We start from the raw sequence: 25,616 nt of genomic DNA on the forward strand, positions 1-25,616 counted from the left end.
TTGTCCTCCGTTGCCACCCGCGCGGAGGGGCCGGTGTTTCGCGTCCTACGCACCTTGGGGCTTGCCCTCGGACTCCTCGGCGGCGCGCTGGCGGCGCAGGCGCCGGAATTCGCCCAGCAATATGCCCAGCGGCTCGGCGGCACCCTGAACGAACTGCGCCGCGTGGTCTCCGGTTTCGAGGCTGATGCCGTTGCCACCGGCCGCAGTCGCGACGATGCGGTGGCACGCCTGCGCGGCGACGGCGACCCTCTCGTCGCCCGGCGCGGCGAGGCGGCGCGCCAGGATATCGTGCGCCTCGCCGCCCTTGAGCGGCAGCGCCGGGAGCTCGCGGAGGCCGGCGGCCCCCTCGGCCGCGTCGTGGCCCTGATGCGCGATCCCGACCTCGCCCTCGCGCGGGCCACCTACCAGGACTACACTCCGGCAATCCCCACCACCGTCGACGGCCTGACCGCCGGCCTGCTCGGCTTCCTGGCCACCTGGGCCGGCTGGCGCATCCTCGCCGATCTCGGTCGGTGGCTCCTGGCGGGTCGTGGCCGGCAGTCCATGACCCGACCGGCGTGAGGACGCGACTGTTGCCCGCCGTCTACAGCGCGGCTCCCGCGGCTGCACTAGGGTCTGACGGTTAGCGCGCGGGCCTCATCCTGGCGCCGTTTCACGGCCTCCTTCGAACCCATGGCGCGCGTTCCTTCCACCTCGGTCGACCCAGCCATCGATGCCGCCGCCCTGTTGCGTCGCATCGGCTTCATCGGCCTGTTCGTGATCATGCCGGTGGCGGCGCAGGTCGCCCGCCGCGCGGTGGTCATCCTCGCGCCGATCTCCATCGTACTCCTGCTCCTGGCGAGCGCCATCGACGGCCGCGCGCGACCGGTCCGCCCGGCCTCCACGCGCCTGCTGCGCTCGCGCGCCTTCCTGGCCGGCTGCCTGGTGATCCTCTGGTCGGCCCTGTCGCTGGTCTGGACGCCGTTTCTGAGCCTCGCCACCGAACGGCTGCTCAACGTCATCGCCACGCTTCTGATGACGATGGCGGCCTATCTCGCTCTGCCGGACCGCATGCGCTCGGCAAACCTCTATCTCCTGCCGGTGGGCGTGGCGGCGGCGGCCATCTTCGCCATCGGGCTTGGGCTCACGGGGCAGGGGCCGTTCGGACAGGGGCTCCTCGGACCCGACGAGGACGCGATCCTCGACCGGGGCCTGATCCTGCTCATCCTGTTCGTCTGGCCGGCCGTCTCGTGGCTCCGCTCGCGCGGGCGCAACAGCGAGGCCCTCGGGCTCGCCCTGCTCGTCTCGGTCGCACTCCTGGTCTCGCCCGGCCCGACAACCCTGGTCGCCTTGGCGCTGGGTGCGGTCGCCTTCGCGCTCGCGGCCTTCCGGCCCATGCTCGCGCCGCGCCTCCTCGGCGTCACGGCGGCCACCCTGCTGGTGTTGGGACCGGTCCTGCCCTTCATCGCCCGGCCGATCGGTGCGACGGTGTTCGGCGGGCGTGCGCCCGGCGTCCTGAGCCTCAAGGCTTGGCAGACCATCGTGACCAGCGAGCCGCTGCGGCTCGTCACCGGGCACGGCCTCGAGACGGCCCTGCGAGGTCGTTACGTCAACTTGTTGCCGATGAACGCGCCGCGGACCCTGCTGTTCGAGCTCTGGTACGAACTCGGCCTCGTCGGGGCCTTCGCGGCGGCCTTCGCCCTGCACGCCGCGATCCGCCGCGCGGGTCGCGAGGCATCGGTGCTGGTGCCCGGCGCCATGGCGGCCTTCGCCTCGGCCTTCCTCATCGCCTGCATCGGCGTCGGGATGACGGTGATGTGGTGGCTCACCACCCTGGCGCTCGCGGTCCTGGTTTTCGTCGCGGTGGAGCGCGGGCAGTTCCGCACCCGCCGGCCCAAGGCCAGCCTGTTGCCGTCCGCCCAGAAGGCCTGACGCCTCAGGCGTCCGCAGCCGCCTCGATCGCCTCCATATCGGCGTCGGAGAGGCCGAAATGGTGCCCGATCTCGTGGACGAGGACGTGCGTGACGAGGTGGCCGAGGGTCTCGTCATGCTCGGCCCAGTCGTCGAGCAGGGGGCGACGGTAGAGCCAGACCTGATTCGGCATCTGTCCGGTCGCCGCCTCGCCGCTTTGGGCGAGACCGATCCCACGGAACAGGCCGAGGAGATCGAAGGGGCTCTCGCAATCCATCTCCCGCAGGGTCTCCTCGTCGGGGAAGTCCTCCACGTGGATCACGAGGCCGGCGCAGAGATTCCGGAATGCCAGGGGCAGATTGGCGAAGGCCGCATGCGCCAGATCCTCGATCGCACCGAGGTCCGGTGCCCGAGCCGACGTCCAGTCCAGTTCGCCGCCGCTCACGGGAGTTCCGGTAACACGCGCTCCGCCAGGAAGCCGGCGAGATCGCTGGTGATGTGGTCGATATGCGGTTCGCGCACGGCTTCCTGCTCGAAGGCTTCCCGGAAGGGGTCGATCGTCGGAGGCACCACCAGCACCGTGGACATGCCGATGTCGTGCGGCACGATCAGGTTGCGGGCGATGTCCTCGAACAGGGCCGCCCGGCGCGGCTCCACGCCGTGGCGCTTCAGGAACCGCTCGTAGGTGGAGCGCTCGGGCTTCGGAATGAAATCGGCATCGGCGATGTCGAACACGTCCTCGAAGTGGTCGAGGATGCCGAGCTTGGCCGCCACGTTCTCGGCGTGCCGGCGCGATCCGTTGGTGAGGATGAGCTTGCGGCCGGGCAGGCGCTCGATGGCAGCGCCCAGCGCCGGGTCGAGGCGGATCGACGAATGGTCGATATCGTGGGCGAAGTCGAGGAAGTCGTGCGGATCGATGGCCGACTCCACCATCAGCGCCTTCAGGGTCGTCCCGTAGCGATGGTAGAAATACTTCTGTAGCGCCCGAGCCGAGAGACCGTCGAGTCCGTAGAGGCGCATGACGTAGAGGGTGATGCGCTCGTCCACCTGCGGCCAGACGCGGGCGTCGCTCGGATAGAGCGTGTTGTCGAGATCGAACACCCAGGTGTCGACCTGACGAAAGCCGCGGGATTGGGCGGTGGTGAAGTGGGGTTCGCCGGGCAGAAACAAGGTCGGTCGATGTGGTTCTGGGTGGGCCACGAAGCCCGGCCGTTCGAGATGGGGACCGGACACCGCGAAGGGAAGCGGGGCGCGTGCTTTTCAGAGCATGGCCGTCGGCATCCCGCAAGCATTCCCCCAACCGTACCCTGGGTCCACCTCGTCCGACCGGTTCGTTGACGGCCGCCTCTCCACGCGCGCCCGAGATGGAGTGATCAGTGGTTAGGCAGAATCAGTCCTGTGTGGATTCGAAATAGGCAGCTTAGTCATTGTCCTGGCGCTATTCTGCTTGCTGGCGGAAAGACGTGACGAAAAGGCCAGATTAACTCCACATATACGAACGACGAGCTATTCGATCAGAGCGGTATTGCGCGACGTCCAAGTCTGCTGCCGGCCCCGTGAGGCGGGAGAAATTGCATTGCTCGCACGCGATTTCATGAACTTCTTCGATGCGTCCCGGCGCCAGGGCGTGATCCTCTCCTTCGGCGGCGACATCTCGGAGAATGTCCTATTCTCTCTCGGCGAAGTGCTCAAGCTGCGCATGAGCCAGGGCGAGACCGATGCGTCGGTGGCCAAGCGGGTCTTCGCGATCTTCGTCGAGCAGGCCCAGAACGTCATCCGCTACTCCGCCGACAAGGTCGTGAAGCCGTCCGGTCCGCAGGCGAGCCTGATCAGCAACGGAGTGATCGTCGTCGGCATGGAGGCGGGACGCTTCTACGTCGTCTGCGGAAACGAGTTGCCCGATCCCGACGTCCCGCCCCTGCGCGCCCGCCTCGACCACATCGCGAGCCTGAGCAGCGACGAATTGAAGGCGTATTACCGCGAGAAGCTCCGCCAGCCACCGGACGAGGGAAGCCTCGGCGGCAGCATCGGCCTGATCGAGATCGCACGGCGTTCCAGCGCCCCGGTCGAGTACGACTTCCAGGCGCTCGGCTCCGGGCGCAGCTTCTTCTGCCTCAAAGCCTATATCTGACGGGCCGACCACCGATGGACCGAATCCAGCTTGCCGCCACGGACCGCTCGCCGCGGGTCGATTTCGACTTCGCGACCGGGCACCTGTCCCTGCACGGCGAATCCTACCCCGAGGATGCGGCCGCCTTCTTCGGCCCCCTGCTCCAGGCCCTGCGCGCCTACCTGGCGGACACCTCCGCGACCCCGATCGTGTTCGAGGTCGGGCTGGCCTACTTCAACTCGTCGAGCGCCAAAGCGCTGATGAACCTGTTCATGCCCCTCGAGGACGCCGCCGAGGAAGGGCGCGCGGTCACGGTGCGCTGGCGGTTCGCCGATGGTGACGAGACCATTGAGGAGGCGGGCGAGGACTTCGCCGCCGACTTCTCCTACGCGCGGTTCGAGATGGTGAGGGAGGCCGCATGACCCGCGCGATCAGAGCCGTCGGAGGCGCGGCCTCCGAACCAGCTGATTCCTTCAGCCTCTACGACGCCGAGGAAGCGGTGCTGACCCGCACCGAGGCGATGCTGTCGGGGCTCTCGGACGTCGCCGGCGGCGTCCAGGCGCTGGCCGACGCCTATCGCCGGGGCTTTCGCGAGCAGCAGAGGCTGGTCCGGATGAGCGACCGGATGCAGCTCGACCTGCAGAAGGCGAACCAGCGCCTCGCCGATCAGCGCCGGGATCTCCAGGCCCTGAATGCCGCCCTGTCCGGTGAGATCGAGCACCGCACCCGGCTCGAGGCCGAGCTGCGGCGTCTGGCCGATACCGACGACCTGACGGGTGCCCTGGCGCGTCGCCGCTTCATGGAGGTCGCGGCGCGCGAATGGCTGCGCCACGCCCGCAGCGGCGCCCCGGTCTCCATCCTCATCCTCGATCTCGACCGGTTCAAGCTCCTCAACGACAGCTTCGGCCACGCGGCCGGCGACGCCGCGCTGGTCTCCTTCGTCGCGATCTGTCGAGCGCACCTGCGCACCCTCGACTTCATCGGCCGCACGGGCGGCGAAGAGTTCGCCATTGTCCTGTCCGATACCGGCCTGGAGGGCGCCGCGGCCTTCGCGGAACGCCTGCGCGAGGCCGTTGCCGCCACGCCGGTGCCCATGATGGATGCCGCCATGCGGATCACCGTGAGCATCGGCGTCGCCCAGTCCGAGCCGGGCGAAACCCTGGAGAGCGCCATGCAGCGGGCCGACGCGGCCCTCTACGCGGCCAAGGATTGCGGTCGCAATCGTATCGCGCTGAGGCCCGGCGCGCCGGACGTCTCCGGCGCCGCGATTCGGCCATGACCGCAGAGACCCCGGCCCTCGGCGCCGCCCCCGGCGCGTCCGCCGGCAGCCGGCCTGCCTCCGGCGAGGGACGCGGCGGGTCCCTGCGCGGCGCCGGCCCGCGGCGCAGCAGCGATTTCCTCAGCGCGGCTGGCTTCGTCGATGTCCCGACCGGCGAGCCGGGCGCGATGCGTCCGGGCGCCCTGCGCGGCGCGGCCCAGGGGCGTGACCTCGACAGCCTCGCCCACACCCTCTTCCTGCGGATCTATCCCGTGATCGCGGTGGTCGTCCTGGTGACGCAGATCGGCATCGCCTGGGTCAATTATCGCGACCAGCTCCACCTCTACACCGAGCGCGCAGGCCTGATGGCGTCCCTGACTGCCAAGGCCATCGCCGGCCCCGGCTGGAGCGGCAGCCCGGAGGTCTATCGCCGCCCGATGGAGGCCCTGACCCTCGACCCGGCCTTCCGCGCGGCGACCCTGCGCGACGCCGCCGGCACCGTGGTGATGACGCTGGGCGAGCCGAAGCGCGGGCGGTCCTTCGAGCAGATCACCACGCAGGCGGATCTCTTCGCCGGCCCAGTCGCCCCCCCGGTGGGGCACCTGACCCTGTCGATCTCGGCCGAGGCCCTGCGCGGCAACGCCGAGAAGCAGGCGATCCTCGCCGTCGTCACCAGCCTGATCCTGATGCTCGCCTTCGTGCTGACCCTGCACGCCAACGTGCGGCGGCACGTGCTGGCCCCCCTGAAGCGCCTGCTGCTGGCCATGCGAGAGGTCGAGCACAAGCGCTGGGTGCCGGTGGAGCTCGATGGCGCCTTCCGCGCCAGCAACGAGATCGACGTCATCTCCCAAGCCTTCAACCGCATGGTCGACGGACTCCGCGCCGGCGACGAGGCCAAGCAGCTCCTGCAGCAGCTGGAGCAGGCGCACCACAAGCTGGCCCAGGCCAACCACCTGGTGATGGAGAGCATCGGCTACGCCCGCCGCATCCAGAGTTCGGTGCTGCCCGACCGGTCGGCCCTCGACGGCACGGGCCTTGAGGTGGCGGTGCTCTGGGAGCCGCTGCACTTGGTCGGGGGTGATTACTTCTGGCTCGAGGAGATCGACGGCCTCGGCATCCTGCTGGTGGCCGACTGCACCGGGCACGGTGTTCCGGGCGCCTTCCTGACCCTCATCGTCGCCACCGCCCTCGACCGTCTGATTCACGAGCGCGGCCTGCGCGATCCGGCCGCCATCCTGGAGGCCCTCGACGGCATGGTGCGGACCCAGCTGCGCCAGGACGGACGGGGATCGGAATCCGACGACGGCCTCGATTGCGGCCTCTGCGTCTGGGACCCGGCCGCGGCCGAGATCCGCTTCGCCGGCGCCGGCTCGGCCCTGACCACCCTCGAAGGCGCGGCGGTGACCCGCATCCGCGGCGCCAAGCGCGGCCTCGGCTATCCGCAGCGGCCGGGCGAGCGCTTCGCCGTCGAGGAGACGCGCCTGCGCGTTGCCCCCGGCACGACCTTCTACCTGATGACGGACGGCATCACCGACCAGATGGGCGGTGCCGGATCGGCCCGACGCCTCCTCGGCCATCGCGGCGTGACCGAGATCCTGGGCAACCATCAGGCGGCGCCCCTGGCGGAGCAGGTGACGATCCTCGATGCGGCGCTCACCGCCTATCGCGGCGAGGAGACGCGTCGGGACGACATGACCCTGGTGGCCTTCCGGCCGCGGACGCTGCCCCGCGCGACCTGAGCGCGAGGCAGGGGAGGGGGTTCAGCCCCGACGGATCAGGGTGCCGGCACCGTAATCGGTGAACAGCTCCAGCAGCACCGCGTGGCTGACCTTGCCGTCGAGGATGACCACCGCCTCGACGCCCTGCTCCAGGGCGTAGATGCAGGTCTCCACCTTCGGGATCATGCCGCCCGTGATGGTGCCGTCGGCGATGAGCCGGCGGCAATCGTCGATCGACAGCTCGGGGATGAGCTTCTTGTCCTTGTCGAGCACCCCAGGAACATCGGTGAGCAGCAGCAGGCGCTTGGCCCGCAGCGCCCCCGCGATCGCGCCCGCGAAGGTGTCGGCATTGACGTTGTAGGTCTGGCCGTCCGCCCCGAAGGCCACGGGAGCCAGGACCGGGATCAGCTCGGCCTTCAGCACCGCGTCGAGAACGCCGCGCTCGACGTGCTCGGGCTCGCCCACGAGGCCGAGATCGACCTCCTGCTCGGTCTGGCTCTCGGGATCGATGATGGTCCGGGTGGCCTTGCGGGCCCGCACCATGTTGCCGTCCTTGCCGCAGAGGCCGATGGCGCGACCGCCCTCGGCCGAGATCCAGCCGACGATCTGCTTGTTGATCGAGCCGGCCAGGACCATCTCGACCACCTCGACGGTGGCCTCGTCGGTGACGCGCAGCCCGCCGCGGAATTCCGATTCGATGCCGAGCCGGCCGAGCATCCGCCCGATCTGCGGGCCGCCGCCATGGACCACGATCGGCTTCAGGCCGGACTGCTCCAGGAGCACGATATCCTCGGCGAAATCCTCCGCCGCCGCCCGGTCTCCCATGGCGTGGCCGCCATACTTGATGACCACGATCTCCTGGTCGTAGCGCTGCATGTGCGGCAGGGCCTGGACCAGGACCTCGGCGCGCACATGGACGTTGGGCAGCGGTTCTTTCATCGTGGGGCTCGTCCTCGATGGCGCGTCGGGCACCGCGCGCGACGCCGGGCTTCTAGCGCAGCATCGCGACGGTGCGAAGCAGCGGGGAAATGAATTTCACGCGGCGATGCCGGGTGTTGCCGGCCCCCATCGCGTGACGGAGCTGCCGGAGCGCGCGCGGGACCATTTCGCGGAGGCATCGAGAACGGGGTTGCAACCGCTCACCGGTAAGGGTTCCTTAAGGTTGACGAACCATGATCGGAAAGTCGCCGGGGATCCTGCACCATGCTGAATGCCGATCCGTACCATCCGCGTCCCACCCTGTTGAGCCCGCACCACATCGCCAGCGCGGTCGACCAGCTCAACCCGCAGGCGGCCTCCCCATCCGAGGTCTGGCGCCTCCTGACCGAACAATTCACCGTCGATCTCGACGCCGTCGCGGCGGTCCTGCCGCGATCCGAGCCCGAGCCGCATTGGTTGCAGATCCGCCGCTGACCGAGGTCGCGCCAACGGCGGCCCCATCCTCGTAGGACGGTGATCCGCGCCTCCTGGGACACGACGCTGGCACACGCCGTGCTTCGCCCTCTCCAACGACAACAACGATACGGGGAACACCAAGGCAACGATCACGCGGCCGCTCACACGCCGGAGCCACACCGCGGACCTTATTCGCCATCTCGAACAAGGGGTCCGTCATGTCTGAACTGCTCTCCGTCGCCCTCGTCTGTGCCGCGACGCTCCTCGCCAAGGATTGCTCCCGCGACACCGCCCTCGACGTCATGGTCGCCCCTGCCCGCACCCCCATGGAGTGCCTGATGCACGGGCAGACCGCCGCGGCCGCCACGGGCCTGACCGCAGGCGAGAGCCGCTACCTCAAGGTCACCTGCGAGCGCCGTCACGCGGACCTGCGCCATCTGCGCCGGGCCGGGTACGCCGCCGCCATCGTCCTCGTGCACCGCGACGCCATCTAGCCCAGGGTGAGAGCCTCGCCCACCGTCAGCACGCCGCCCTCCAGCACCTCCGCGTAGACACCGCAATCCGTGTGGCCGAGATGCTGCGCGAGCGTGCGGGGGATTGCGAGATCGCGCTGGCCCGTCATCGGGTCGACATTGGTCGCCGCGCAGCGCTGAGTGCGCTTGTGGATGCGCAGGCGCACGCCGCCCTCCGTCGTCAGCGTGCGGTCGACGAGATCGAGCTCGGCCCAGGGGGTGAGGCCCGTGACGTGGAGGTTCGCCCGGAAGCGAAGGGGGTCCACCGCCGCGCCGGTCATGGTCTCGAGTGCCGCGACGCTGGCGAGGTTGAGAAGCGAGACGAACCCGCGCGGGGAATCCGTGAAGCGATAACCGGCCGGTGCCGACAACATGCGGGCTGGGCCTCGCAGGGATCCGGGCATGGTGCGGGTGAGGAAGTCTTCGATGGCGGCCCGTCCCTCCGGCTGGGCGAGGTCGCCACGGGCCGCGATCGCGCCACCCTGGCGGATCGTCAGCGTCCCGTCCTCGGGATCGTAGAGCGTGTCGAGCTGCGCCAGCGCCTCGTCGCGCATCAGCATCAGGAACTTGATCTTGGGCTGGTGCACCGGGGCAGCCGGGTCGAAGCCCGATGGGCCGTTCTCCACCGCGAACAGGCGGTCGCCCGGAAAGTAGTCACCCGCCGTCAAGGTCGCATGGTCCATCGGCTCGGGCGAGAGCCCCTTGACGGGGTAGCGATGGAGGGCGTCGAGGCGCAGGCTGGGCGTGTCCGTCATGCGCCGAGCGTGGCCCTGAAAGGCATCCGGGCGCAAGCCCGCGGCCGGCCGCCTGCCATCGCGCTCCACACCCTTGTGGTGCCGATTTGCAACACTACATCTCGAAGACCGGTGGCTAGGTGGCGCCGGGGTCTCCAGCGGCATCGGCCGTGGGGGCGACGTCTCGGCGATCGGTCGTGCCGCGAGGAGCGGGCGGCGGGTCGTGCCGACACGGGGAGGTGGGACACAGATGAATTTCGAGATCTATACCGAGCGCGCCCGCGGCTTCGTCCAGGCGGCGCAGAACCTCGCGATGCGCGAGGGCCATCCGCAATTCCAGCCGGGCCACATCCTCAAGGTCCTGCTCGACGATCCCGAGGGCCTCTGCGCCGGTCTGATCGATCGGGCGGGTGGTCAGTCGCGGGTCGCCCTCGCGCAGACCGAGGCCTGGCTCGCCAAGCAGCCGAAGGTGTCCGGCAACGCGTCCCAGCCGCAGGCGACGCGCGAACTCGTGCGCCTGTTCGACACCGCCGAGAAGGCGGCCGAGAAGGCGGGCGACAGCTACGTCACGGTCGAGCGCCTGCTGCTCGCCCTCGCGGTCGAGAAGGACACCGAAGCCGGTCGCGCGCTGGCGGCGGCCGGCGTCACGCCGGCCTCGCTCAACGGCGCGATCAACGCCCTGCGCAAGGGCCGGACCGCCGACAACGCCACGGCCGAGAACGCCTACGATGCGCTGAAGAAATACGCCCGCGACCTCACGGAAGCGGCGCGCGAGGGCAAGCTCGACCCGGTGATCGGCCGTGACGAGGAGATCCGTCGCACGATCCAGGTCCTGTCGCGGCGCACCAAGAACAACCCCGTCCTCATCGGCGAGCCCGGCGTCGGCAAGACCGCCATCGTCGAGGGTCTCGCCCTGCGCATCGTCGACGGCGACGTGCCGGAATCCCTGCGCGACAAGAGCCTGCTCGCCCTCGACATGGGATCGCTGATCGCCGGTGCCAAATACCGCGGAGAATTCGAGGAGCGGCTGAAGGGCGTGCTCTCCGAGGTCACGGCGGCCGAAGGCGGGATCATCCTGTTCATCGACGAGATGCATACCCTCGTCGGGGCCGGCAAGGCGGATGGGGCGATGGACGCCTCCAACCTGCTGAAGCCCGCGCTGGCCCGCGGCGAGCTGCACTGCGTCGGGGCCACCACCCTCGACGAGTACCGCAAGCACGTGGAGAAGGACGCGGCCCTGGCACGGCGCTTCCAGCCCGTCTTCGTGTCCGAGCCCACCGTCGAGGACACGGTCTCGATCCTGCGCGGGATCAAGGAGAAGTACGAGCAGCACCACGGCGTGCGCATCCAGGATGCGGCGCTGGTGGCGGCCGCGACCCTGTCGAACCGCTACATCACCGATCGCTTCCTGCCGGACAAGGCCATCGACCTGATGGACGAGGCCGGGTCGCGCCTGCGCATGCAGGTCGATTCGAAGCCCGAGGAGCTCGACAACCTCGACCGCGAGATCGTGCGCCTGAAGATCGAGGGCGAGGCCCTCAAGAAGGAGACCGATTCCGCCTCCCGCGACCGCCTCGTGCGGTTGGAGAAGGAGTTGGCCGACCTCGAGGAGCAGTCCGCCGCGATCACCTCGCGCTGGAAGGCCGAGAAGGACAAGCTCGGTGCTGCCGCCGAACTCAAGCGCAAGCTCGACGAGGCGCGCAACGAATTGGCCTCGGCCCAGCGCCAGGGGCAGTATCAGCGCGCGGGCGAGCTCGCCTACGGCGTGATCCCGGGGCTGGAGCGCCAGCTCGCCGAGATCGAGGCCCAGGCCGAGAGCGCCGTGGTCCGCGACGGCATGGTCGAGGAGGCGGTGACGCCGGCCCACATCGCGGGTGTCGTCTCGCGCTGGACCGGGGTTCCCGTCGACAAGATGCTTGAGGGCGAGCGCGACAAGCTCTTGGCCATGGAGACGGTGCTGGGCGAGCGCGTCGTCGGGCAGCGCGAGGCGGTGGAGGCGGTGGCGACCGCCGTCCGCCGGGCCCGCGCCGGTCTCCAGGATCCGAACCGGCCGATCGGCTCGTTCATCTTCCTCGGGCCCACCGGTGTCGGCAAGACCGAGCTGACCAAGGCCCTGGCCGGCTTCCTCTTCGACGACGACACGGCACTCGTGCGTCTCGACATGTCGGAATACATGGAGAAGCACTCCGTGGCCCGGCTGATCGGTGCGCCTCCGGGCTATGTCGGCTACGAGGAGGGTGGAGCACTCACCGAGGCGGTTCGGCGCCGGCCCTACCAGGTCGTGCTGTTCGATGAGGTCGAGAAGGCGCATCCGGACGTGTTCAACGTCCTGCTCCAGGTGCTCGACGACGGCCGGCTGACCGATGGACAGGGTCGGACGGTGGACTTCCGCAACACGCTCCTGATCATGACCTCGAACCTCGGTTCGGAATACCTCGTCAACCAGAGTGAGGGCGACGACACCGATGTCGTGCGCGAGGAGGTGATGGGTGTGGTGCGCAGCCACTTCCGGCCGGAATTCCTCAACCGGATCGACGAGATCATCCTGTTCCACCGTCTCAAGCGGTCGGAGATGGGTGCGATCGTCGAGATCCAGCTGAAGCGCCTGCAGAAGCTCCTCGACGAGCGCAAGATCACCCTCGACGTCGATCCGAAGGCCCGCGACTGGCTCGCGGACAAGGGCTACGACCCGGCCTACGGGGCGCGTCCCCTGAAGCGGGTGATCCAGAAGGCAGTGCAGGATCGGCTGGCGGAGCAGCTCCTGTCCGGGCTGATCCACGATGGGGAAGTGGTGCCGGTGGAGGTCGGTCCCCTCGGGCTGAAGGTCGGCAAATCGGGCCTCAGCACCGAGCGCCGGCCGGAGAGCGTCACCCTCAACTGAGGCCGGGCGTCATCCCGACATCCCGGGGCCCGCGACGGCAGCCGCCGTTGCGGGCATCGTCAGGCCGGCCGTTCACTGTCCCGAACGCAGGACGAGGCGGCGGATGCGACGGTCGAAGTCCTGGAAGCTGGCCGAGATGCCCCGGCCGGCGCAGGCCTGGAAGGAGTCGCCGGCGAAGAAACCGCGCGCACTCTGCTCGCGGCAGGCCATCAGGGGCGGGACCAGCACGGTGCCGAGGCCCACGACCAGCACCAGGGCGAAGTTCAGGATGACCGCGATCATCCACCCGAGGGGCGACAGGAAGGGCTTCTCGAAGTCCGTCCTGTCCCGCTCCTGACGGGCCAGATCCCGCACCTTGGTGCTGGCCTGACGCCGTTCGGCCATTCTCGCATCGAGGTCTCGGAGCTTCGAGATTTCGGCCACGAACAGGATCTCCCACGCGAGAACAGGGCGCATCGTAGAGGCGAACCCTCAAGGAAGCCTGAAGCGGCGACCCTGACAGTCTCACCCGATCATCACAGGCAAGCCTGTGTACCGGCGGGATTCCGTCTTGAGCCGGATCGGCAATTGCGGACAATGCGCCTCCCAAGGCCATTCCCTCGTTCCCAGGACTTTCCGATGTCGACACCCACGCCGGAGCGTCGCGCCGACTCCGCCGCGCTGGACAGCGCCCTGTCGCGGGCCGGCATCCGCTTCACCGCCTGGGCCGAGAAGTGGTTTCCCGATGCCTTCATCTTCGTCGCCATCGCGGTGGTCATCGTTGCCCTCGGCGCGCTGGCCAACGGTGCCCCGGCGCCCGCCATCGCCAAGAGCTTCGGCGACGGCTTCTGGAGCCTGATCCCCTTCACCATGCAGATGGCCTTCGTGACGATCGGTGGCTACGTGGTGGCGACGGCACCCCCGGTCCAGGCGCTGATCGATCGCCTCGCCGCGATCCCGAAGACCGGCCGCGGCGCCGTCGGGTTCGTGGCCGCGGCGACCATGCTGTCCTCGTTCCTGAGCTGGGGCCTGAGCCTGATCTTCGGTGGCCTTCTCGCCCGCGCGCTCGCCCGTCGCACGGAACTCCGCATGGATTACCGTGCCGCCGGGGCCGCCGCCTATCTCGGGCTCGGCGCCACCTGGGCCATGGGCCTCAGCTCCTCTGCGGCCCAGCTCCAGGCGAACCCGGCGAGCCTGCCGAAGGCGCTCCTGCCGATCACCGGCGTGATTCCCTTCAGCGAAACCATCTTCCTCTGGCAGTCGATGCTGATCGCCGCGATCCTGTTCGTGATGTCGGTGATCATCGCCTATGCCTCCGCGCCGCGCCCGAGCACTGCGGTGACGGCCGAGGATCTCGGCGTGAGCGTCGCGCGCGAAGAAGCCGATCTCGGCCGGCCCGAGCAACCCGGTGAATGGCTGGAGCACTCCCCGATCCTCACGATCCTCCTCGTGGTGATCGCCGGCGCCTGGATCTACCAGGAGTTCGCGCGGCAATCCTGGATCACCGCGATCTCGAACCTGAACACCTACAACCTCCTGTTCATCACCCTCGGGCTGCTGCTGCATTGGCGCCCGAAGCGTTTCCTCGTGGCGGTGGCCAAGGCCGTTCCAGCGACTGCCGGCATCCTCATCCAGTTCCCGCTCTACGCCGCCATCAGCGCGATGCTGACCGGGCCGAAGAACGCCGCCGGGATCTCGGTCTCCGAGGTGATCACCCACGCCTTCGTCAGCCTGAACACCACGGGCAGCTTCCCGATCTCGATGGGGGTCTATTCGGCGGTGCTCGGCTTCTTCGTGCCGTCGGGCGGCGGCAAATGGCTGCTCGAGGCGCCCTACGTGATGCAGGCGGCCAACGAGTTGCAGGTCCATCTCGGCTGGGCGGTGATGGTCTATAACGCGGCCGAGGCGCTACCGAACCTGATCAACCCGTTCTGGATGCTGCCACTCCTCGGCATCCTCGGCCTGAAGGCGCGCGACATCGTCGGGTTCAGTTTCCTACAGCTCCTCATCCACCTGCCGGTGGTGCTGTTCCTGCTCTGGGCCCTGGCCTTCACGCTGACCTACCACCCGCCGGTGATGCCGTAGATTGCGGCCGGAAGCCGGACCGGAGGAGTAAACCCATGCTTGTCGCCGTCCTGCCGGTCCTGTCGATCCTTCTCTTCGGGAGCCTGTCTGCCTTGGCCCAAGACCGCCTGCCGCCGATTCCGGCCGATACCCTCAGCCCGGAGCAGAAGGCGGCCTCCGAGGCTTTTCTCGCGGCGCGCAAGACCCCGGTCTTCGGTCCGTTCGTGCCGCTCCTGCGCAGTCCCGAGCTGATGACCAACGCGAGCAATATGGGGCTGCACCTGCGCTACCGCAGCGTACTGCCCCTGCGGCTGAGCGAGTTCATCATCCTGATCACCGCCCGGGAATGGACGCAGCAGCTGGAGTGGCACATCCATGCGCCGATCGCCCTGAAGGCCGGCCTCGATCCGGCGATCGTCGCCGCGATCCGGGAAGGCCGGCGGCCGGACGCGATGGGGCCGGAGGAGACGCTGGTCTACGCGTTCTCGACGGAGCTGCATCACAACAAGGCGGTGAGCGACACCACCTACGCCCGGGCGGTCCAAACCTTCGGCGAGCAGGGCGCCATCGAGATGGCGGGCATCAACGGCTATTACACGCTGCTCGCCATGAGCATGAATATGGCCCAGACCGCGCTGCCGGACGGCGCCGCGCCGCAACTGCCGCCGCTGATCCGTTAAGCGACGGGCTTCAGCGGCTCTGCGGGGCCGTCGAGGGCGTACGAGGGCGCACGGCTTCAGGGCCGAGGACGCGGCGTCGCCCGCGCGGTGACGCGATGCTCATCCGACGCCCAGCCGCCGGCTCATACCTCAGGACCGACGTGCCGGAACGAAGGCTGCCGCGGCCACGAGTAGCCAGCCGGCCATCAGGACGAAGCCACCGGTCGGGGCCGCCATGGGAAAGAGCGGTGTGCCATGGAGCGCCCGAAGCGCAAGGTCGCCCGAGAACAGTGCGAGGCCGACCACCAGGGCGGCTGCTGCGAGGCGGGTGACCGGCCGGTGCGTCGTGCCGTTGGCGGCCAACGCCACGAGCCCGAGGATCGCTGGGGCGTGGAACAGCAGGAACTGGGCGGCAATCCTCAGGCTGTCAGCCCCGCTGAGATGGGACGCCGCGGCGCTCGCGGCGACGCCGAGGAGACCCGCGAGGGCGCCAAGCGCCAGGAGAACGCGATCGAGGCCGTTCACGCGCCGCGCTCCTGCAGCAGGCGGGCGACACTGGCCCGAAGTTCGGGTACGCCCCGGTCGTCGCGGCTCGAGGTCAGCAGGATCTCCGGGTAGGCGGCCGGCCGCCGGGCGATGGCGGCCTGCACCCCGGCGATGCGGGCGTCCATCTCGGACTTCTTCAGGGCATCGCCCTTGGTCAGTACGATCTGGTAGCTCACGGCGGCCTTGTCGAGGCCGTCGAGGACGTCGGTGTCGATGCTCTTCAGGCCGTGACGCGAGTCGATCAGCATGAACACCCGGGCCAGGTTCGAGCGGCCCTTCAGGTAGTCGTGGATCAGGTCGGTCCAGGCCTCGACCTTGGTCTTCTCCACCGCCGCGTAGCCGTAGCCCGGCATGTCGACCAGGGTCAGGCGGCCGCCGATATCGAAGAAGTTCAGCTGCTGCGTGCGCCCCGGGGTGTGCGAGGTCCGCGCCAGGGTGTTGCGCCCGGTAAGTGCGTTGACGAGGCTCGATTTGCCCACGTTGGAACGGCCCGCGAAGGCGATCTCCACGCCCTTCATCGGCGGAAGGGCGGGCACGTTGGGGGCCGAGGCGATGAAGTCGGCCGCGCCCGCGAACAGCAGGCGGCCGGCCTCCAGCAGGGCGGCATCGTCTTCGGCTTGGGACATCGAGCGGCTCCGGGCGGAGGAGAGGGCGTGCTCATCACTCTCGCGAGCCGACACGCCGGAAACAGGAAGTCCTCCCCGTCGTGAAACGGAGAGGACCGGGTTGGACAAGCGTCGCGGTCCTTGTGGACGGAGCGATCAGCTCTTGGCGACGGCGTTCTTGTCGGCAGTCTTGCGTCGGAACATCCCCCGCAGGTTGTCCCAAAGCTCCACCTTCACCCCGTTGCGGCGCATGATGACGTATTGCTGGATCACCGACAGGGTGTTGTTCCAGGCCCAGTAGATCACCAGGCCGGCCGGGAACGAGCCGAGCATGAAGGTGAACACGATCGGCATGAAGGTGAAGATCTGCGCCTGGACCGGGTCCGGCGGCGCGGGGTTCATCTTCATCTGGATGAACATCGTGATGCCCATGATGATGGGCCAGATGCCGAGGTGGATGAAGTCGGGCGCCGCGAAGGGCAGCAGGCCGAACAGGTTGAGGATGTTCGTCGGATCCGGCGCGGCCAGATCCTGAATCCAGCCGAAGAACGGCGCATGCCGCATCTCGATGGTGATGAACAGGACCTTGTACAGCGCGAAGAAGACCGGAATCTGGATCAGCACCGGCCAGCAGCCAGCGACCGGATTGATCTTCTCCTTTTTGTACAGCTCCATCATCGCCTGCTGCTGCTTCATCTTGTCGTCAGCATAGCGCTCGCGGATCGACGTCATCTCCGGCTGCACGGCCTTCATCTTGGCCATGGACTGGTAGGACTTGTTGGCGATCGGCAGGAAGAGCAGTTTCAGGCAGAAAGTCACCACGAGGATCGACACGCCGAAGTTGCCGAACAGGTGGAAGAAGAAGTCCAGCGCCCGAAACATCGGCTTGGTGATGAAGTGGAACCAACCCCAGTCGATTAGCAGGTCGAACTGCTTGATGTTCTGGTTCGCCTGGTAGGCGTTGACCGTGTTCACTTCCTTGGCGCCGGCGAAGAGCTGCTGGGTCGCGGCGGCCGAGGCACCGGGCTGGATCACCTGCACGTTGCCGAGCACGTTGGCCTGATAGACCTTGGTGGCGCCGTCGGTCCGCTCGGTGAAGCTGCCCGTGTAGGGGGTCGCCTGATCCGGGATGGCGGCGGCGGCCCAGTACTTGTCGGTGATCCCGACGAAGCCGCCGGTCACGCCCGGCCAGGTCTTGCCCTTGGTGCTGGCATTGCCGAGCGCCGGCTCCTTGGCGAGGTGGTCGTAGGTGTATTCCTGCAGCCCGTCGGCGCCGAGGACGCCGATCAGGCCCTCGTGCAGCACGTAGTAACCCTGGGTGTGCGGCTTACCCCAGCGCGAGACGAGGCTGTAGGGATAGAGGGAAACCGCGTTGCCGCCCTTGTTCTCGACCTCGTCGCGAACGGTGAACAGGAACTTGTCGTCCACCGCAATGGTCCGCTTGAACAGCAGGCCCGCGCCGTTGTCGTAGCTCAGCGTCACGGGCTTGCCCGGCGCCAGGGAGGTGGCATCGGCGGCCCAGACGGTGTCGCCGTTGGGCAGGGGACCAGCGTTCTGGCCGACCCAGCCGAACTCGGCGTAGTAGGGATTCTCGGTGCCGGAGGGCGAGAGCAGGACGATGTTCGGGCTCTTGTCGTCGACGGTCTCGTGGTAATTCTTGAGAGAGACGTCATCGATGCGGCCGCCCTTCAGGGCGATGGAGCCGGCGAGCGCCGGGGTGTCGATGGTGACGCGCGGGGAGCGCGCGATCGCCGTCTCGCGGGGCACCACACCGCCGCCGGCACCCGAGGCGCCCGGCAGGGTTCCGGGGACGGGATTGGCCGGGCCGCCTTCCTTCGGGCTGGCGCTGGGCACTCCGTCGGGACCGGCTGGCTGGGTGGCCGCCTTGTTCTGAAGGGCGGCCTGACGCTGCTGCTCCACGCGGGGAGCGGCGATGAAATAGTTCCAGCCGAGCAGGACCGCCAGCGACAAGGCGATCGCGACGATCATGTTCGTCTTGTCATTACCCATCGGTCGGTCCGTCGCATGCTTTGGGAGGAGGGGAGGGCGCGTTCGCGCGCGCCGGACCGGGACCGGCCGGCACGGCGGAGCCCGTCGCGCCCGAGGCCAATAGCGGAGCCGCCGCCGATGCGCCAGACGCGGGCGCGCCTTTGCCGCGTCCGCGCCGAGCGGGCCGCGGATCGGACGTCGCAGATTTCTGATCCTGCGGCTTCGTCACCACGGCGACGGCACGGCGCAGGTCGTCGATGAGAGTCTCGAAAGGAGCGTGCAGGGCCGGGCGCCGGGCCACCAGCACCACGTCGGCCGGGCGCACCGGCAGATCGCCGGCCACCTGGGCCACGGCCGCACGCAACCGTCGCCGGATGCGATTGCGCTCCGTGGCGTGGCCGACCCGCTTGGTGATGGTAAATCCGATTCGGAGTCCGTCACCCGCCGGATCGCCGGGGGCGCCGTCCGTGGACGCTTCAACGGCGCGGACGAGGCCTTGCGCCGACAAGCGTTCGTTGTGGAAGCGACGTCCGCCGGCCGCAGCCAAGAACTCGGAGCGTCGCGTCAGCCGCCCGATCGCGGATGGGGCCGATGACATGCCCGATCCGATCTCGCAGCGGGTCCTGTGGCCCCTGGCCAGGCTCATGATGAGGCGCGCCGCCCGTGACGGCGCCGCGGATCTCTCAGGCGGAGAGCTTCTTGCGGCCGTGCGCGCGACGGGCCGCGATGACCTTGCGGCCGCCGGCAGTGGCCATGCGGGCGCGGAAGCCGTGACGACGCTTACGCACGAGCTTGCTGGGCTGATAGGTTCTCTTCATGGTGCGATCTCCGAATGGCCGAGGATCGATCCGGGCCGCACCGAAGGCCGCACCGAATATTCACTCGCCCTGAAATGTGTCTGCAAGCGCGAACAGCGCCCCTCAAGGGCGCCGCGTCGCGATGGCGCGGCTTATGGGGCAAGGTCCCGCGCGAGTCAATTCCGGAGCCTGCCGAAACGGCGAAATCCGGGGTTCGCGATCTGGCGCCCCGACGCCATCCGTGAACCGTCCGTTAACCGATCCGCGCCATCCTGTGATCCTGTTCGGTTCTTCCGGACAACGCGCGGATCTTCCGATTCGCTCGCTTGGACTGCTCCCGAAACTCGCTAGTCAGGCCGCCCGCGACGGGCGGCCTTTTTTTCGTCCCGGGTCCTTCCCCCCTGGGGTCCTTCCCACGTCCGGATGTTCTGCCCGGTGTCTTCGCAGCGGCAGCGGCAGCCCGGCACCGATCGCCTCCGTTAACGTTAACATCGGGTAAAGGCCGCGGGCCGGGACGTTCGGCGCTAGAGTTGCGCAGACAGGTGCAGACGCGCCGCCTTCGTCCCATCGCGGGACGCAATCGGTCCGGCCGCGGCACAGGAGGCACCATGAGCGGGTTCGACGTCATGTTCCGGGACGAGCGCGACTGGGTGAATTTCGGTGACACCTACGTCACCTCGGAGGCTTTCAAGGTGCTCTTCCGCGAGGGCATGACCCTGGTCGAGGAAGCGGCGGCCTATCTCGACGGGACCGGCCGCGAGGAATCTCGGTTGATGTCCCGCGACGGGACGCTGAGCTATGCCAGCGAGAGCATGCGCCTCACCACGCGGTTGATGCAGATCGCCTCCTGGCTCCTGGTGCAGCGCGCCGTATCCGAGGGCGAGCTGACGCCGGCCGAGGCGATGCAGGAGAAGACCCGGGTGCGCTTGACCACACCCGAGACCTTCCGCAGCGAGGTGTTCGGCGTTCTGCCTCCGACCCTGCAGGACCTCATCGTGCGGTCGCGCCGCCTGCACAGTCGGATCCTGCACCTCGATGGCCTGATCGCCGACGAGCGTCCCAGCCCTCTGCCCCAGGAAAGCCCCGTCGTTGCCCAACTGAGCCTGCTGCGCTCGGCCTTCGGAGCCGCCTCCGCCTGACGCGGACGTCGCCCCGGCCTCGGGCCGGGGAGGGGATTGGAAACGCAGAACGGGCGGCTCCGGGGGGAGCCGCCCGTTCTGCGTTGTAAGGGGTCCGCCGCTGCGTCGGCGCGGCGGCGGACCAAGATGGCCTTACTTCTTGCCGAAGGAGAGGGCGCCGAAGCGCGAGTTGAAGCGCGAGACGCGGCCACCGCGATCGAGCATCTTCTGTTCGCCGCCGGTCCAGGCCGGATGGGTGTTCGGGTCGATGTCGAGGTTGAGGGTGTCGCCCTCCTTGCCGTAGGTCGACCGGGTCATGTACTCGGACCCGTCGGTCATCACGACCTTGATGAAGTGGTAGTCGGGATGCTCGGTACCCTTGGCCTTGTCGGCCGCGCTCTTTGCCATGACGAAATCCTTGAATAGCCAAGCCGACCGGCCCGTCTGGCGGCCCGCGGCCATAGATCACGCGCAATCGGATGAAGGCGCGCCTATACCTCACGCACCTTCGCCCGACAAGCGTGCGCCGCTCGAAGAGACCGCCGGACGGTCGCTTTTCCTGGAAGACCAACGATGACGAGGCACCATGGCTCGCGGCCGTGACAAGAAAATTCCCGGGGAGGCCCGGCCGAAGGCACCGCTCGGTTCGCTCCGCCCGCTGATTCCGTTCGCGATGGTCTATCGCGGCCGGATGCTCGCGGCGTTCCTGGCCCTCCTCGCCGCTTCGGGCGCGACCCTCGTGGTCCCGATCGCCCTGCGCCGGGTCATCGACCACGGCTTCTCGCCCGAGGGCCAGGGGGTGATCGACACCTACTTCGCCGCTCTGATCGGCGTCGTGGCGGTGCTCGCCCTCTCCAGCGGGGCGCGCTACTACACGGTCGCGACGCTGGGTGAACGCGTGGTGGCGGATCTGCGCACCGCCGTGTTCCGGCGCCTGACCCAGCTCGATCCCGCCTTCTTCGACCGCTCGCTCTCGGGCGAGATCATCTCGCGCCTCACCGCGGATGCCACGCAGGTGAAGGCCGTCTTCGGCGTCTCGATCTCGATCCTGCTGCGCAACGCCTTTCTCTTCACGGGCGCGGTGGTGATGATGGTCATCACGAGCCCGAAGCTGTCGGTCCTCGTCCTGGCGGCGATTCCCCTCATCGTCTTCCCGCTGATCCTCTCCGGGCGCGGCGTGCGGCGCCGGTCCCGGGCGGCGCAGGACCGCCTCGCCGACGCCTCGGCCTATGCCGCCGAGGCCGTGAACGCGATCCGCACCATGCAGGCCTTCGGCATGGGCCGGACCACCGCGAGCCGCTTCGCCGCGGCCGCCGAGAACGCCTATGCGGCCGCGCGGGATTCGATCCAGGCGCGGGCGCTCCTCACCGGCGTTGCCATCTTCCTCATCTCCGCCAGCGTCGTCGGCGTCATGTGGTACGGCGCGCAAGGGGTCCTGGCCGGGACCATGACGGCGGGTCAGCTCTCGCAGTTCGTCCTCTACGCGGTGTTCGGCGCGAGCGCCCTCGGGCAGCTCTCGGAAGTCTACGGCGAACTCGCCCAGGCGGCCGGCGCCGCCGAGCGCCTCGGCGAGATCCTGGCGGCCGAATCGACGATCCGCACACCGGCCGAGCCGCTGGCCCTGCCGGTGCCCGCCAAGGGCGCCGTGGCCTTCGAAGCCGTGCGCTTCCTGTACCCGGCCCGGCCCGACCATCCCGCGCTCGACGGCATCCGCTTCACGATCGCGCCGGGCGAGCGGGTGGCCCTCGTCGGTCCGTCGGGCGCCGGCAAGACCACGGTGCTGCAATTGCTGCTGCGCTTCTACGACCCGCAATCCGGCCTCATCCGGGTCGATGGCGTCGACATTGCCCAGGTCGACCCGGAGCAGCTGCGCGAGCGCCTCGCCCTGGTACCGCAGGACCCGACGGTGTTTTCCGGCTCGGTGCTCGAGAACATCCGGTACGGCCGGCCCGAGGCCACCGAGGCCCAGGTCCAGCGCGCGGCCGAACTCGCCCATGCGGACGGCTTCATCCAGGCCCTGCCGCAGGGCTACGCCACGACGGTGGGCGAGCGCGGCGTCACCCTTTCCGGCGGCCAGCGCCAGCGGGTGGCGATCGCCCGCGCCATCCTCAAGGACGCACCGATCCTCCTTCTCGACGAGGCGACCTCGGCCCTCGACGCCGAGAGCGAGCGCGCGGTGCAGACCGCCCTCGATACCCTGATGCGCGGTCGCACCACCCTGGTCATCGCGCACCGCCTGGCGACGATCCGCAAGGCGGACCGCATCCTGGTCCTCGACGGCGGCCGGATCGTCGAGAGCGGCACCCACGAGAGCCTGCTGGCGCAGGGCGCGCTGTACGCGCAGCTCGCGGCGCTGCAGTTCACCGATGCCCATGACGACGGCCTGCGTGCCCGGGAAGCCCGACCCCTCCTCGACGCGCTGCCGGCGGAGTAGGGCCGGACGAGCGACCGCGCCCGGTCGCGGGGGGATCAGCCCTCCGTGCCGGTTCCGTTGAGCGGGTTGGCCTCGTCCCAGGCGTAGCCGAGGGTCTCGAAGCGCATCGCGCGGGTGTCGACCATGAGGAGGCGGCCCACGAGGGGCTCGCCGAAATCCGTCACCGTGCGGATCACCTCCAGGGCCATCAGCGAGCCCATGATGCCGGCAAGCGCGCCGAGCACGCCGGCCTCGGCACAGGGGGCGACGCTGCCGGGCGGCGGCGGGTTCGGGAACAGGCAGCGATAGGTCGGGTTCGGGCGCCCGCGTGCATCGGTCTCGTAGGGTCGCAGCGTGGTCAGCGAACCGTCGAAGCGCCCGAGCGCCGCCGTCACCAGCGGGCGCCGCGCGTGGAAGCAGGCATCCGAGACCGCGTAGCGCGTGGCGAAGTTGTCGGACCCGTCGGCCACCACGTCGTAGGCGCCGATGAGGTCCGGGGCGTTCTCCGGGGTCAGCCGCAGCGCGTGCGCCTCCACGGCGACGTGCGGGTTCAGACGCGACACCGCCTGGGCCGCACTCTCGACCTTGCGCCGGCCGATATCGGGAGTCGCGTGGATGACCTGCCGCTGCAGGTTCGACAGGGAAACGGTGTCGTCGTCGACGATGCCGATGGCCCCGATCCCGGCGGCGGCGAGGTACTGGATCAGCGGGGCGCCGAGACCGCCGGCCCCGACGACGAGGACGCGGGCGGCCTTCAGCCGGGCCTGGCCCGGGCCGCCGACCTCCGGCAGGACGAGGTGGCGGGCATAGCGTTCGACTTCGTCGGGGGAGAGGGCCATGCCCCGCAGATAAGCCCCCCCGCCGCGCGGCGAAAGGCCGGCCGCGAATTGCACCCCCGCGCGCTCGCGCTTATGGCCCTCCGCACCCGGACATCACGCGAGAGTCCCGCCCGTGCCGAACGCGTCCCTCGATCGCTCCCCCCTCGCCCTCGCCCAGAGCCTGATCCGCTGTCCCTCGGTGACCCCGGAGGAGGGGGGGGCGCTCGCCTGGCTCGCCGGCATTCTCGAAGGGGCGGGGTTCAGCGTGGAGCGCCCGCGCTTCTCGGAACCCGGCACGCCCGACATCGACAATCTCTACGCCCGCATCGGCACGCGCGCGCCCTTCCTGCTGTTCGCCGGCCACACCGACGTGGTGCCCCCCGGCGACGTCGCCCGCTGGCGCCACGGCCCCTTCGCCGGGACCGTGGAGAACGGGGTGCTGTACGGGCGCGGGGCGGTCGACATGAAGGGCGGCATCGCCTGCATGCTGGCCGCCGCTCTCGACTACCTTGACGTGGCCGGGCCGGACGTTCCGGGCTCGATCGGCTTCCTCATCACCGGCGACGAGGAGGGGCCGGCGATCAACGGCACGGTGAAGCTCCTCGAATGGGCCCGGGCCCGGGGCGAGCGCTTCGACCACTGCCTCCTGGGCGAGCCGACCAACCCGGACGTTCTCGGCGACATGATCAAGATCGGCCGACGCGGCTCGCTCACCGGGCGGCTGACGGTGCACGGGCGCCAGGGCCACGTCGCCTATCCGGACCTCGCCGAGAATCCGATTCCCGGCCTGCTGCGCCTCGCCTCCGCGCTGCTGGCCGCGCCGCTCGACGCCGGAACCCAGCATTTCGGCGCCTCGAACCTCGAATTCACCACCCTCGACGTCGGCAACACGGCGACCAACGTCATCCCGGGCGAGGCGCACGGCACCTTCAACGTCCGGTTCAACGACCGCTGGACCGCCGAGACCCTGGGTGCCGAGATCCGGAGCCGCCTCGACGCCGCCGCGGGCCGGAGCGTGCGCTACAGTCTCGACCTCCTGCCCTCGAACTCACCGGCCTTCCTCACCGAGCCCGACGCCTTCACCGAACTCGTCGCCGGCGCCATCGCCACCGAGACCGGCCGCCGCCCGGTGCTCTCGACCACGGGCGGCACTTCCGATGCGCGCTTCATCAAGGACGCCTGCCCGGTCCTCGAGTTCGGCCTCGTCGGCCAGACCATGCACCAGACCGACGAGTGCGTGCCGATCGCCGACCTGAACCGGCTGACAGCGATCTACACCCGGGTGCTGGCGGCGTATTTCGCTGGGCGGCAGGCCGACTGCTCGACGTCACCCTCCAGCCCATAGCTCTCGCGCGAACCCGGGTGTGTGCGATCGCCGTAGTCGACGCCGACCAGGGTCAGCCCGCAGGCCGGCGCCAACGGTCCGCAACGGCGGCGGTCCCGGCTCGACAGGATGTCGCTCACGTCGTCGGCGCTGATGCGGCCGCTGCCGGCCAGCATCAGGGTGCCGACCATCGAGCGGACCTGATGATGCAGGAAGGCGCGGGCGGAGGTCGCCACCACGATCTCGTCGTGCAGGCCCATCGGCAGGACGGCGACATCGAGTTGATCGAGAGTTCGGATCGGGCTTTTCGCCTGGCACTCGGCGGCCCGGAAGGCGGTGAAGTCGTGCAGCCCGAGGAGGCGCGGGGCTGCGGCCTGCATCAGTCCGACATCGAGGGCCCAGGGCACCTGCCAGACATGGGCGCGGTTGAGCACGGGAGGGCTGCGCCGGTTGAGGATGCGGTAGCGGTAGTGCCGACGGGTGGCGGAGTGGCGCGCGTTGAAGTCGGCGCCGACGATCTCGGCGCTGAGGATCGCCACCGGGTTCGGCCGTAGGTGCGCGTTGAGCGCGTCGCGTACCACGTCGGTGCGCCAGTCCCGCTCGAGGTCGAGATGGGCCACCTGGTGCGTGGCGTGGACGCCGGTATCGGTGCGGCCGGCGCAGGTCAGGCCCGCGACCTCGCCGGAGAAGCGCTTGACCGCCGACTCGATCGCCCCCTGGACGGAGGGCTGCGCGGTCTGGCGCTGCCAGCCGCAGAACGGGCTCCCGTCGTACTCGATCACGAGTTTGTAGCGCGGCATCAGGTG

General features: G+C 69.3%; 26 protein-coding genes and 1 pseudogene. 14 read left to right on the plus strand and 13 right to left on the minus strand.

Features of this window, described 5'->3' with window-relative positions; all coding sequences use genetic code 11:
- The first annotated feature begins 33 nt into the window (after positions 1–33).
- Positions 34–561: a DUF2937 family protein gene (locus ASF20_RS15850; protein WP_056275721.1), complete on the plus strand. Its 528-nt coding sequence runs from the start codon at positions 34–36 to the stop codon at positions 559–561.
- 111 nt (positions 562–672) lie between these two features.
- On the plus strand, positions 673–1,911 hold the full coding sequence (locus ASF20_RS15855; RefSeq protein WP_056275589.1) for a hypothetical protein: 1,239 nt from the start codon (positions 673–675) through the stop codon (positions 1,909–1,911).
- A 4-nt stretch (positions 1,912–1,915) separates the two neighbouring features.
- Here ASF20_RS15855 and ASF20_RS15860 read toward each other — a convergent pair whose 3' ends face one another.
- Positions 1,916–2,335, minus strand: coding sequence for a metallopeptidase family protein (locus ASF20_RS15860; RefSeq protein WP_056275591.1), 420 nt, complete (start codon positions 2,333–2,335; stop codon positions 1,916–1,918).
- On the minus strand, positions 2,332–3,060 hold the full coding sequence (locus tag ASF20_RS15865) for a pyrimidine 5'-nucleotidase (RefSeq protein ID WP_056215191.1): 729 nt from the start codon (positions 3,058–3,060) through the stop codon (positions 2,332–2,334). Before ASF20_RS15865 ends, ASF20_RS15860 begins: the two co-directional genes overlap by 4 nt.
- 406 nt (positions 3,061–3,466) lie before the next feature.
- Here ASF20_RS15865 and ASF20_RS15870 point away from each other — a divergent pair, with 406 nt between their 5' ends.
- The 4 genes from ASF20_RS15870 to ASF20_RS15885 are packed head-to-tail and all read left to right on the plus strand — an operon-like array spanning position 3,467 to position 6,997.
- On the plus strand, positions 3,467–4,021 hold the full coding sequence (locus ASF20_RS15870; protein WP_056275594.1) for a SiaB family protein kinase: 555 nt from the start codon (positions 3,467–3,469) through the stop codon (positions 4,019–4,021).
- Positions 4,022–4,035: 14 nt separating this feature from the next.
- Positions 4,036–4,422: a DUF1987 domain-containing protein gene (locus tag ASF20_RS15875; protein WP_056215197.1), complete on the plus strand. Its 387-nt coding sequence runs from the start codon at positions 4,036–4,038 to the stop codon at positions 4,420–4,422.
- Positions 4,419–5,279 carry a diguanylate cyclase gene (locus ASF20_RS15880; RefSeq protein ID WP_056275597.1) on the plus strand — a complete coding sequence of 287 codons (861 nt, stop codon included), beginning with the start codon at positions 4,419–4,421 and terminating at the stop codon, positions 5,277–5,279. The genes ASF20_RS15875 and ASF20_RS15880 overlap by 4 nt, the downstream gene beginning before the upstream one ends.
- Positions 5,276–6,997, plus strand: a complete 1,722-nt coding sequence (locus ASF20_RS15885) for a SpoIIE family protein phosphatase (RefSeq protein WP_056275600.1) — start codon at positions 5,276–5,278, stop codon at positions 6,995–6,997. Before ASF20_RS15880 ends, ASF20_RS15885 begins: the two co-directional genes overlap by 4 nt.
- A 21-nt stretch (positions 6,998–7,018) precedes the next feature.
- On the opposite strand, the gene argB is transcribed toward ASF20_RS15885, so the two are convergent.
- Positions 7,019–7,915 (minus strand): acetylglutamate kinase, encoded by an 897-nt coding sequence (gene argB, locus ASF20_RS15890; protein ID WP_055947887.1) that lies wholly within the window; start codon positions 7,913–7,915, stop codon positions 7,019–7,021.
- A 264-nt stretch (positions 7,916–8,179) separates the two neighbouring features.
- Here argB and ASF20_RS15895 point away from each other — a divergent pair, with 264 nt between their 5' ends.
- Positions 8,180–8,389 carry a hypothetical protein gene (locus ASF20_RS15895; RefSeq protein ID WP_056215206.1) on the plus strand — a complete coding sequence of 70 codons (210 nt, stop codon included), beginning with the start codon at positions 8,180–8,182 and terminating at the stop codon, positions 8,387–8,389.
- A gap of 200 nt (positions 8,390–8,589) precedes the next feature.
- Entirely contained in the window at positions 8,590–8,865 is a 276-nt protein-coding gene (locus ASF20_RS15900) for a hypothetical protein (protein WP_056215210.1), read from the plus strand.
- Here ASF20_RS15900 and ASF20_RS15905 read toward each other — a convergent pair.
- A complete protein-coding gene (locus ASF20_RS15905) occupies positions 8,862–9,638 on the minus strand; it encodes an MOSC domain-containing protein (protein WP_056275602.1) in 777 nt (258 codons plus the stop codon). The genes ASF20_RS15900 and ASF20_RS15905 overlap by 4 nt on opposite strands.
- A 229-nt stretch (positions 9,639–9,867) precedes the next feature.
- Between ASF20_RS15905 and clpB the strand changes: the two genes are divergently transcribed.
- Positions 9,868–12,498, plus strand: a complete 2,631-nt coding sequence (gene clpB, locus ASF20_RS15910; protein ID WP_056215216.1) for an ATP-dependent chaperone ClpB — start codon at positions 9,868–9,870, stop codon at positions 12,496–12,498.
- 72 nt (positions 12,499–12,570) lie between these two features.
- On the opposite strand, the gene ASF20_RS15915 is transcribed toward clpB, so the two are convergent.
- Positions 12,571–12,954: a hypothetical protein gene (locus ASF20_RS15915; RefSeq protein WP_056215220.1), complete on the minus strand. Its 384-nt coding sequence runs from the start codon at positions 12,952–12,954 to the stop codon at positions 12,571–12,573.
- A gap of 162 nt (positions 12,955–13,116) precedes the next feature.
- On the opposite strand from ASF20_RS15915, the gene ASF20_RS15920 reads away from it, so the two are divergent.
- Positions 13,117–14,562 (plus strand): TIGR00366 family protein, encoded by a 1,446-nt coding sequence (locus tag ASF20_RS15920; RefSeq protein WP_056215223.1) that lies wholly within the window; start codon positions 13,117–13,119, stop codon positions 14,560–14,562.
- Between the two features lie 35 nt (positions 14,563–14,597).
- Positions 14,598–15,221, plus strand: coding sequence for a hypothetical protein (locus ASF20_RS15925; protein WP_056275605.1), 624 nt, complete (start codon positions 14,598–14,600; stop codon positions 15,219–15,221).
- Positions 15,222–15,350: 129 nt separating this feature from the next.
- On the opposite strand, the gene ASF20_RS15930 is transcribed toward ASF20_RS15925, so the two are convergent.
- The 5 genes from ASF20_RS15930 to rpmH form a co-directional block, all read right to left on the minus strand.
- Positions 15,351–15,725: a DUF423 domain-containing protein gene (locus ASF20_RS15930; protein ID WP_056275608.1), complete on the minus strand. Its 375-nt coding sequence runs from the start codon at positions 15,723–15,725 to the stop codon at positions 15,351–15,353.
- Entirely contained in the window at positions 15,722–16,372 is a 651-nt protein-coding gene (yihA, locus tag ASF20_RS15935) for a ribosome biogenesis GTP-binding protein YihA/YsxC (protein ID WP_056215233.1), read from the minus strand. The genes ASF20_RS15930 and yihA overlap by 4 nt, the downstream gene beginning before the upstream one ends.
- A 135-nt stretch (positions 16,373–16,507) precedes the next feature.
- The gene (gene yidC, locus ASF20_RS15940) at positions 16,508–18,361 is read right to left on the minus strand and encodes a membrane protein insertase YidC (RefSeq protein WP_056275612.1); all 1,854 of its coding nucleotides are present in this window, start codon (positions 18,359–18,361) and stop codon (positions 16,508–16,510) included.
- Positions 18,354–18,938, minus strand: a complete 585-nt coding sequence (gene rnpA / locus ASF20_RS15945) for a ribonuclease P protein component (protein WP_056275616.1) — start codon at positions 18,936–18,938, stop codon at positions 18,354–18,356. The genes yidC and rnpA overlap by 8 nt, the downstream gene beginning before the upstream one ends.
- Positions 18,939–19,023: 85 nt before the next feature.
- Positions 19,024–19,158, minus strand: coding sequence for a 50S ribosomal protein L34 (gene rpmH / locus ASF20_RS15950; RefSeq protein WP_055947927.1), 135 nt, complete (start codon positions 19,156–19,158; stop codon positions 19,024–19,026).
- 587 nt (positions 19,159–19,745) lie between these two features.
- On the opposite strand from rpmH, the gene ASF20_RS15955 reads away from it, so the two are divergent.
- A complete protein-coding gene (locus tag ASF20_RS15955) occupies positions 19,746–20,276 on the plus strand; it encodes a DUF1465 family protein (RefSeq protein ID WP_056215243.1) in 531 nt (176 codons plus the stop codon).
- Between the two features lie 132 nt (positions 20,277–20,408).
- Here ASF20_RS15955 and rpmE read toward each other — a convergent pair whose 3' ends face one another.
- A complete protein-coding gene (rpmE, locus tag ASF20_RS15960; protein ID WP_055948879.1) occupies positions 20,409–20,663 on the minus strand; it encodes a 50S ribosomal protein L31 in 255 nt (84 codons plus the stop codon).
- A 178-nt stretch (positions 20,664–20,841) separates the two neighbouring features.
- On the opposite strand from rpmE, the gene ASF20_RS15965 reads away from it, so the two are divergent.
- Complete coding sequence (locus tag ASF20_RS15965; protein WP_056215246.1) at positions 20,842–22,689, plus strand: ABC transporter transmembrane domain-containing protein; 1,848 nt, start codon at positions 20,842–20,844, stop codon at positions 22,687–22,689.
- A 35-nt stretch (positions 22,690–22,724) separates the two neighbouring features.
- Here ASF20_RS15965 and moeB read toward each other — a convergent pair whose 3' ends face one another.
- Positions 22,725–23,507 (minus strand): molybdopterin-synthase adenylyltransferase MoeB, encoded by a 783-nt coding sequence (moeB, locus tag ASF20_RS15970; RefSeq protein ID WP_056275725.1) that lies wholly within the window; start codon positions 23,505–23,507, stop codon positions 22,725–22,727.
- Between the two features lie 112 nt (positions 23,508–23,619).
- Here moeB and dapE point away from each other — a divergent pair, with 112 nt between their 5' ends.
- Positions 23,620–24,831, plus strand: a complete 1,212-nt coding sequence (gene dapE / locus ASF20_RS15975; protein ID WP_056275619.1) for a succinyl-diaminopimelate desuccinylase — start codon at positions 23,620–23,622, stop codon at positions 24,829–24,831.
- Between the two features lie 32 nt (positions 24,832–24,863).
- Here the strand turns inward: dapE and truA are convergent.
- Positions 24,864–25,610, minus strand: a pseudogene (gene truA, locus ASF20_RS15980) (tRNA pseudouridine(38-40) synthase TruA); the annotation flags it as partial.
- Positions 25,611–25,616 lie beyond the last annotated feature (6 nt).

Source organism: Methylobacterium sp. Leaf88 (genome assembly GCF_001422795.1).
In the GTDB taxonomy this organism is placed as follows: domain Bacteria; phylum Pseudomonadota; class Alphaproteobacteria; order Rhizobiales; family Beijerinckiaceae; genus Methylobacterium.

Coding starts and splice junctions, on each gene's coding strand:
- ASF20_RS15855 (WP_056275589.1), top strand. CDS start 673: ATGGCGCGCGTTCCTTCCACCTCGGTCGACCCAGCCATCGATGCCGCC.
- ASF20_RS15875 (WP_056215197.1), top strand. CDS start 4,036: ATGGACCGAATCCAGCTTGCCGCCACGGACCGCTCGCCGCGGGTCGAT.
- ASF20_RS15880 (WP_056275597.1), top strand. CDS start 4,419: ATGACCCGCGCGATCAGAGCCGTCGGAGGCGCGGCCTCCGAACCAGCT.
- ASF20_RS15885 (WP_056275600.1), top strand. CDS start 5,276: ATGACCGCAGAGACCCCGGCCCTCGGCGCCGCCCCCGGCGCGTCCGCC.
- argB (WP_055947887.1), bottom strand. CDS start 7,915: ATGAAAGAACCGCTGCCCAACGTCCATGTGCGCGCCGAGGTCCTGGTC.
- ASF20_RS15895 (WP_056215206.1), top strand. CDS start 8,180: ATGCTGAATGCCGATCCGTACCATCCGCGTCCCACCCTGTTGAGCCCG.
- ASF20_RS15900 (WP_056215210.1), top strand. CDS start 8,590: ATGTCTGAACTGCTCTCCGTCGCCCTCGTCTGTGCCGCGACGCTCCTC.
- ASF20_RS15905 (WP_056275602.1), bottom strand. CDS start 9,638: ATGACGGACACGCCCAGCCTGCGCCTCGACGCCCTCCATCGCTACCCC.
- clpB (WP_056215216.1), top strand. CDS start 9,868: ATGAATTTCGAGATCTATACCGAGCGCGCCCGCGGCTTCGTCCAGGCG.
- ASF20_RS15915 (WP_056215220.1), bottom strand. CDS start 12,954: ATGCGCCCTGTTCTCGCGTGGGAGATCCTGTTCGTGGCCGAAATCTCG.
- ASF20_RS15920 (WP_056215223.1), top strand. CDS start 13,117: ATGTCGACACCCACGCCGGAGCGTCGCGCCGACTCCGCCGCGCTGGAC.
- ASF20_RS15925 (WP_056275605.1), top strand. CDS start 14,598: ATGCTTGTCGCCGTCCTGCCGGTCCTGTCGATCCTTCTCTTCGGGAGC.
- yihA (WP_056215233.1), bottom strand. CDS start 16,372: ATGTCCCAAGCCGAAGACGATGCCGCCCTGCTGGAGGCCGGCCGCCTG.
- yidC (WP_056275612.1), bottom strand. CDS start 18,361: ATGGGTAATGACAAGACGAACATGATCGTCGCGATCGCCTTGTCGCTG.
- rnpA (WP_056275616.1), bottom strand. CDS start 18,938: ATGTCATCGGCCCCATCCGCGATCGGGCGGCTGACGCGACGCTCCGAG.
- rpmH (WP_055947927.1), bottom strand. CDS start 19,158: ATGAAGAGAACCTATCAGCCCAGCAAGCTCGTGCGTAAGCGTCGTCAC.
- ASF20_RS15955 (WP_056215243.1), top strand. CDS start 19,746: ATGAGCGGGTTCGACGTCATGTTCCGGGACGAGCGCGACTGGGTGAAT.
- rpmE (WP_055948879.1), bottom strand. CDS start 20,663: ATGGCAAAGAGCGCGGCCGACAAGGCCAAGGGTACCGAGCATCCCGAC.
- ASF20_RS15965 (WP_056215246.1), top strand. CDS start 20,842: ATGGCTCGCGGCCGTGACAAGAAAATTCCCGGGGAGGCCCGGCCGAAG.
- moeB (WP_056275725.1), bottom strand. CDS start 23,507: ATGGCCCTCTCCCCCGACGAAGTCGAACGCTATGCCCGCCACCTCGTC.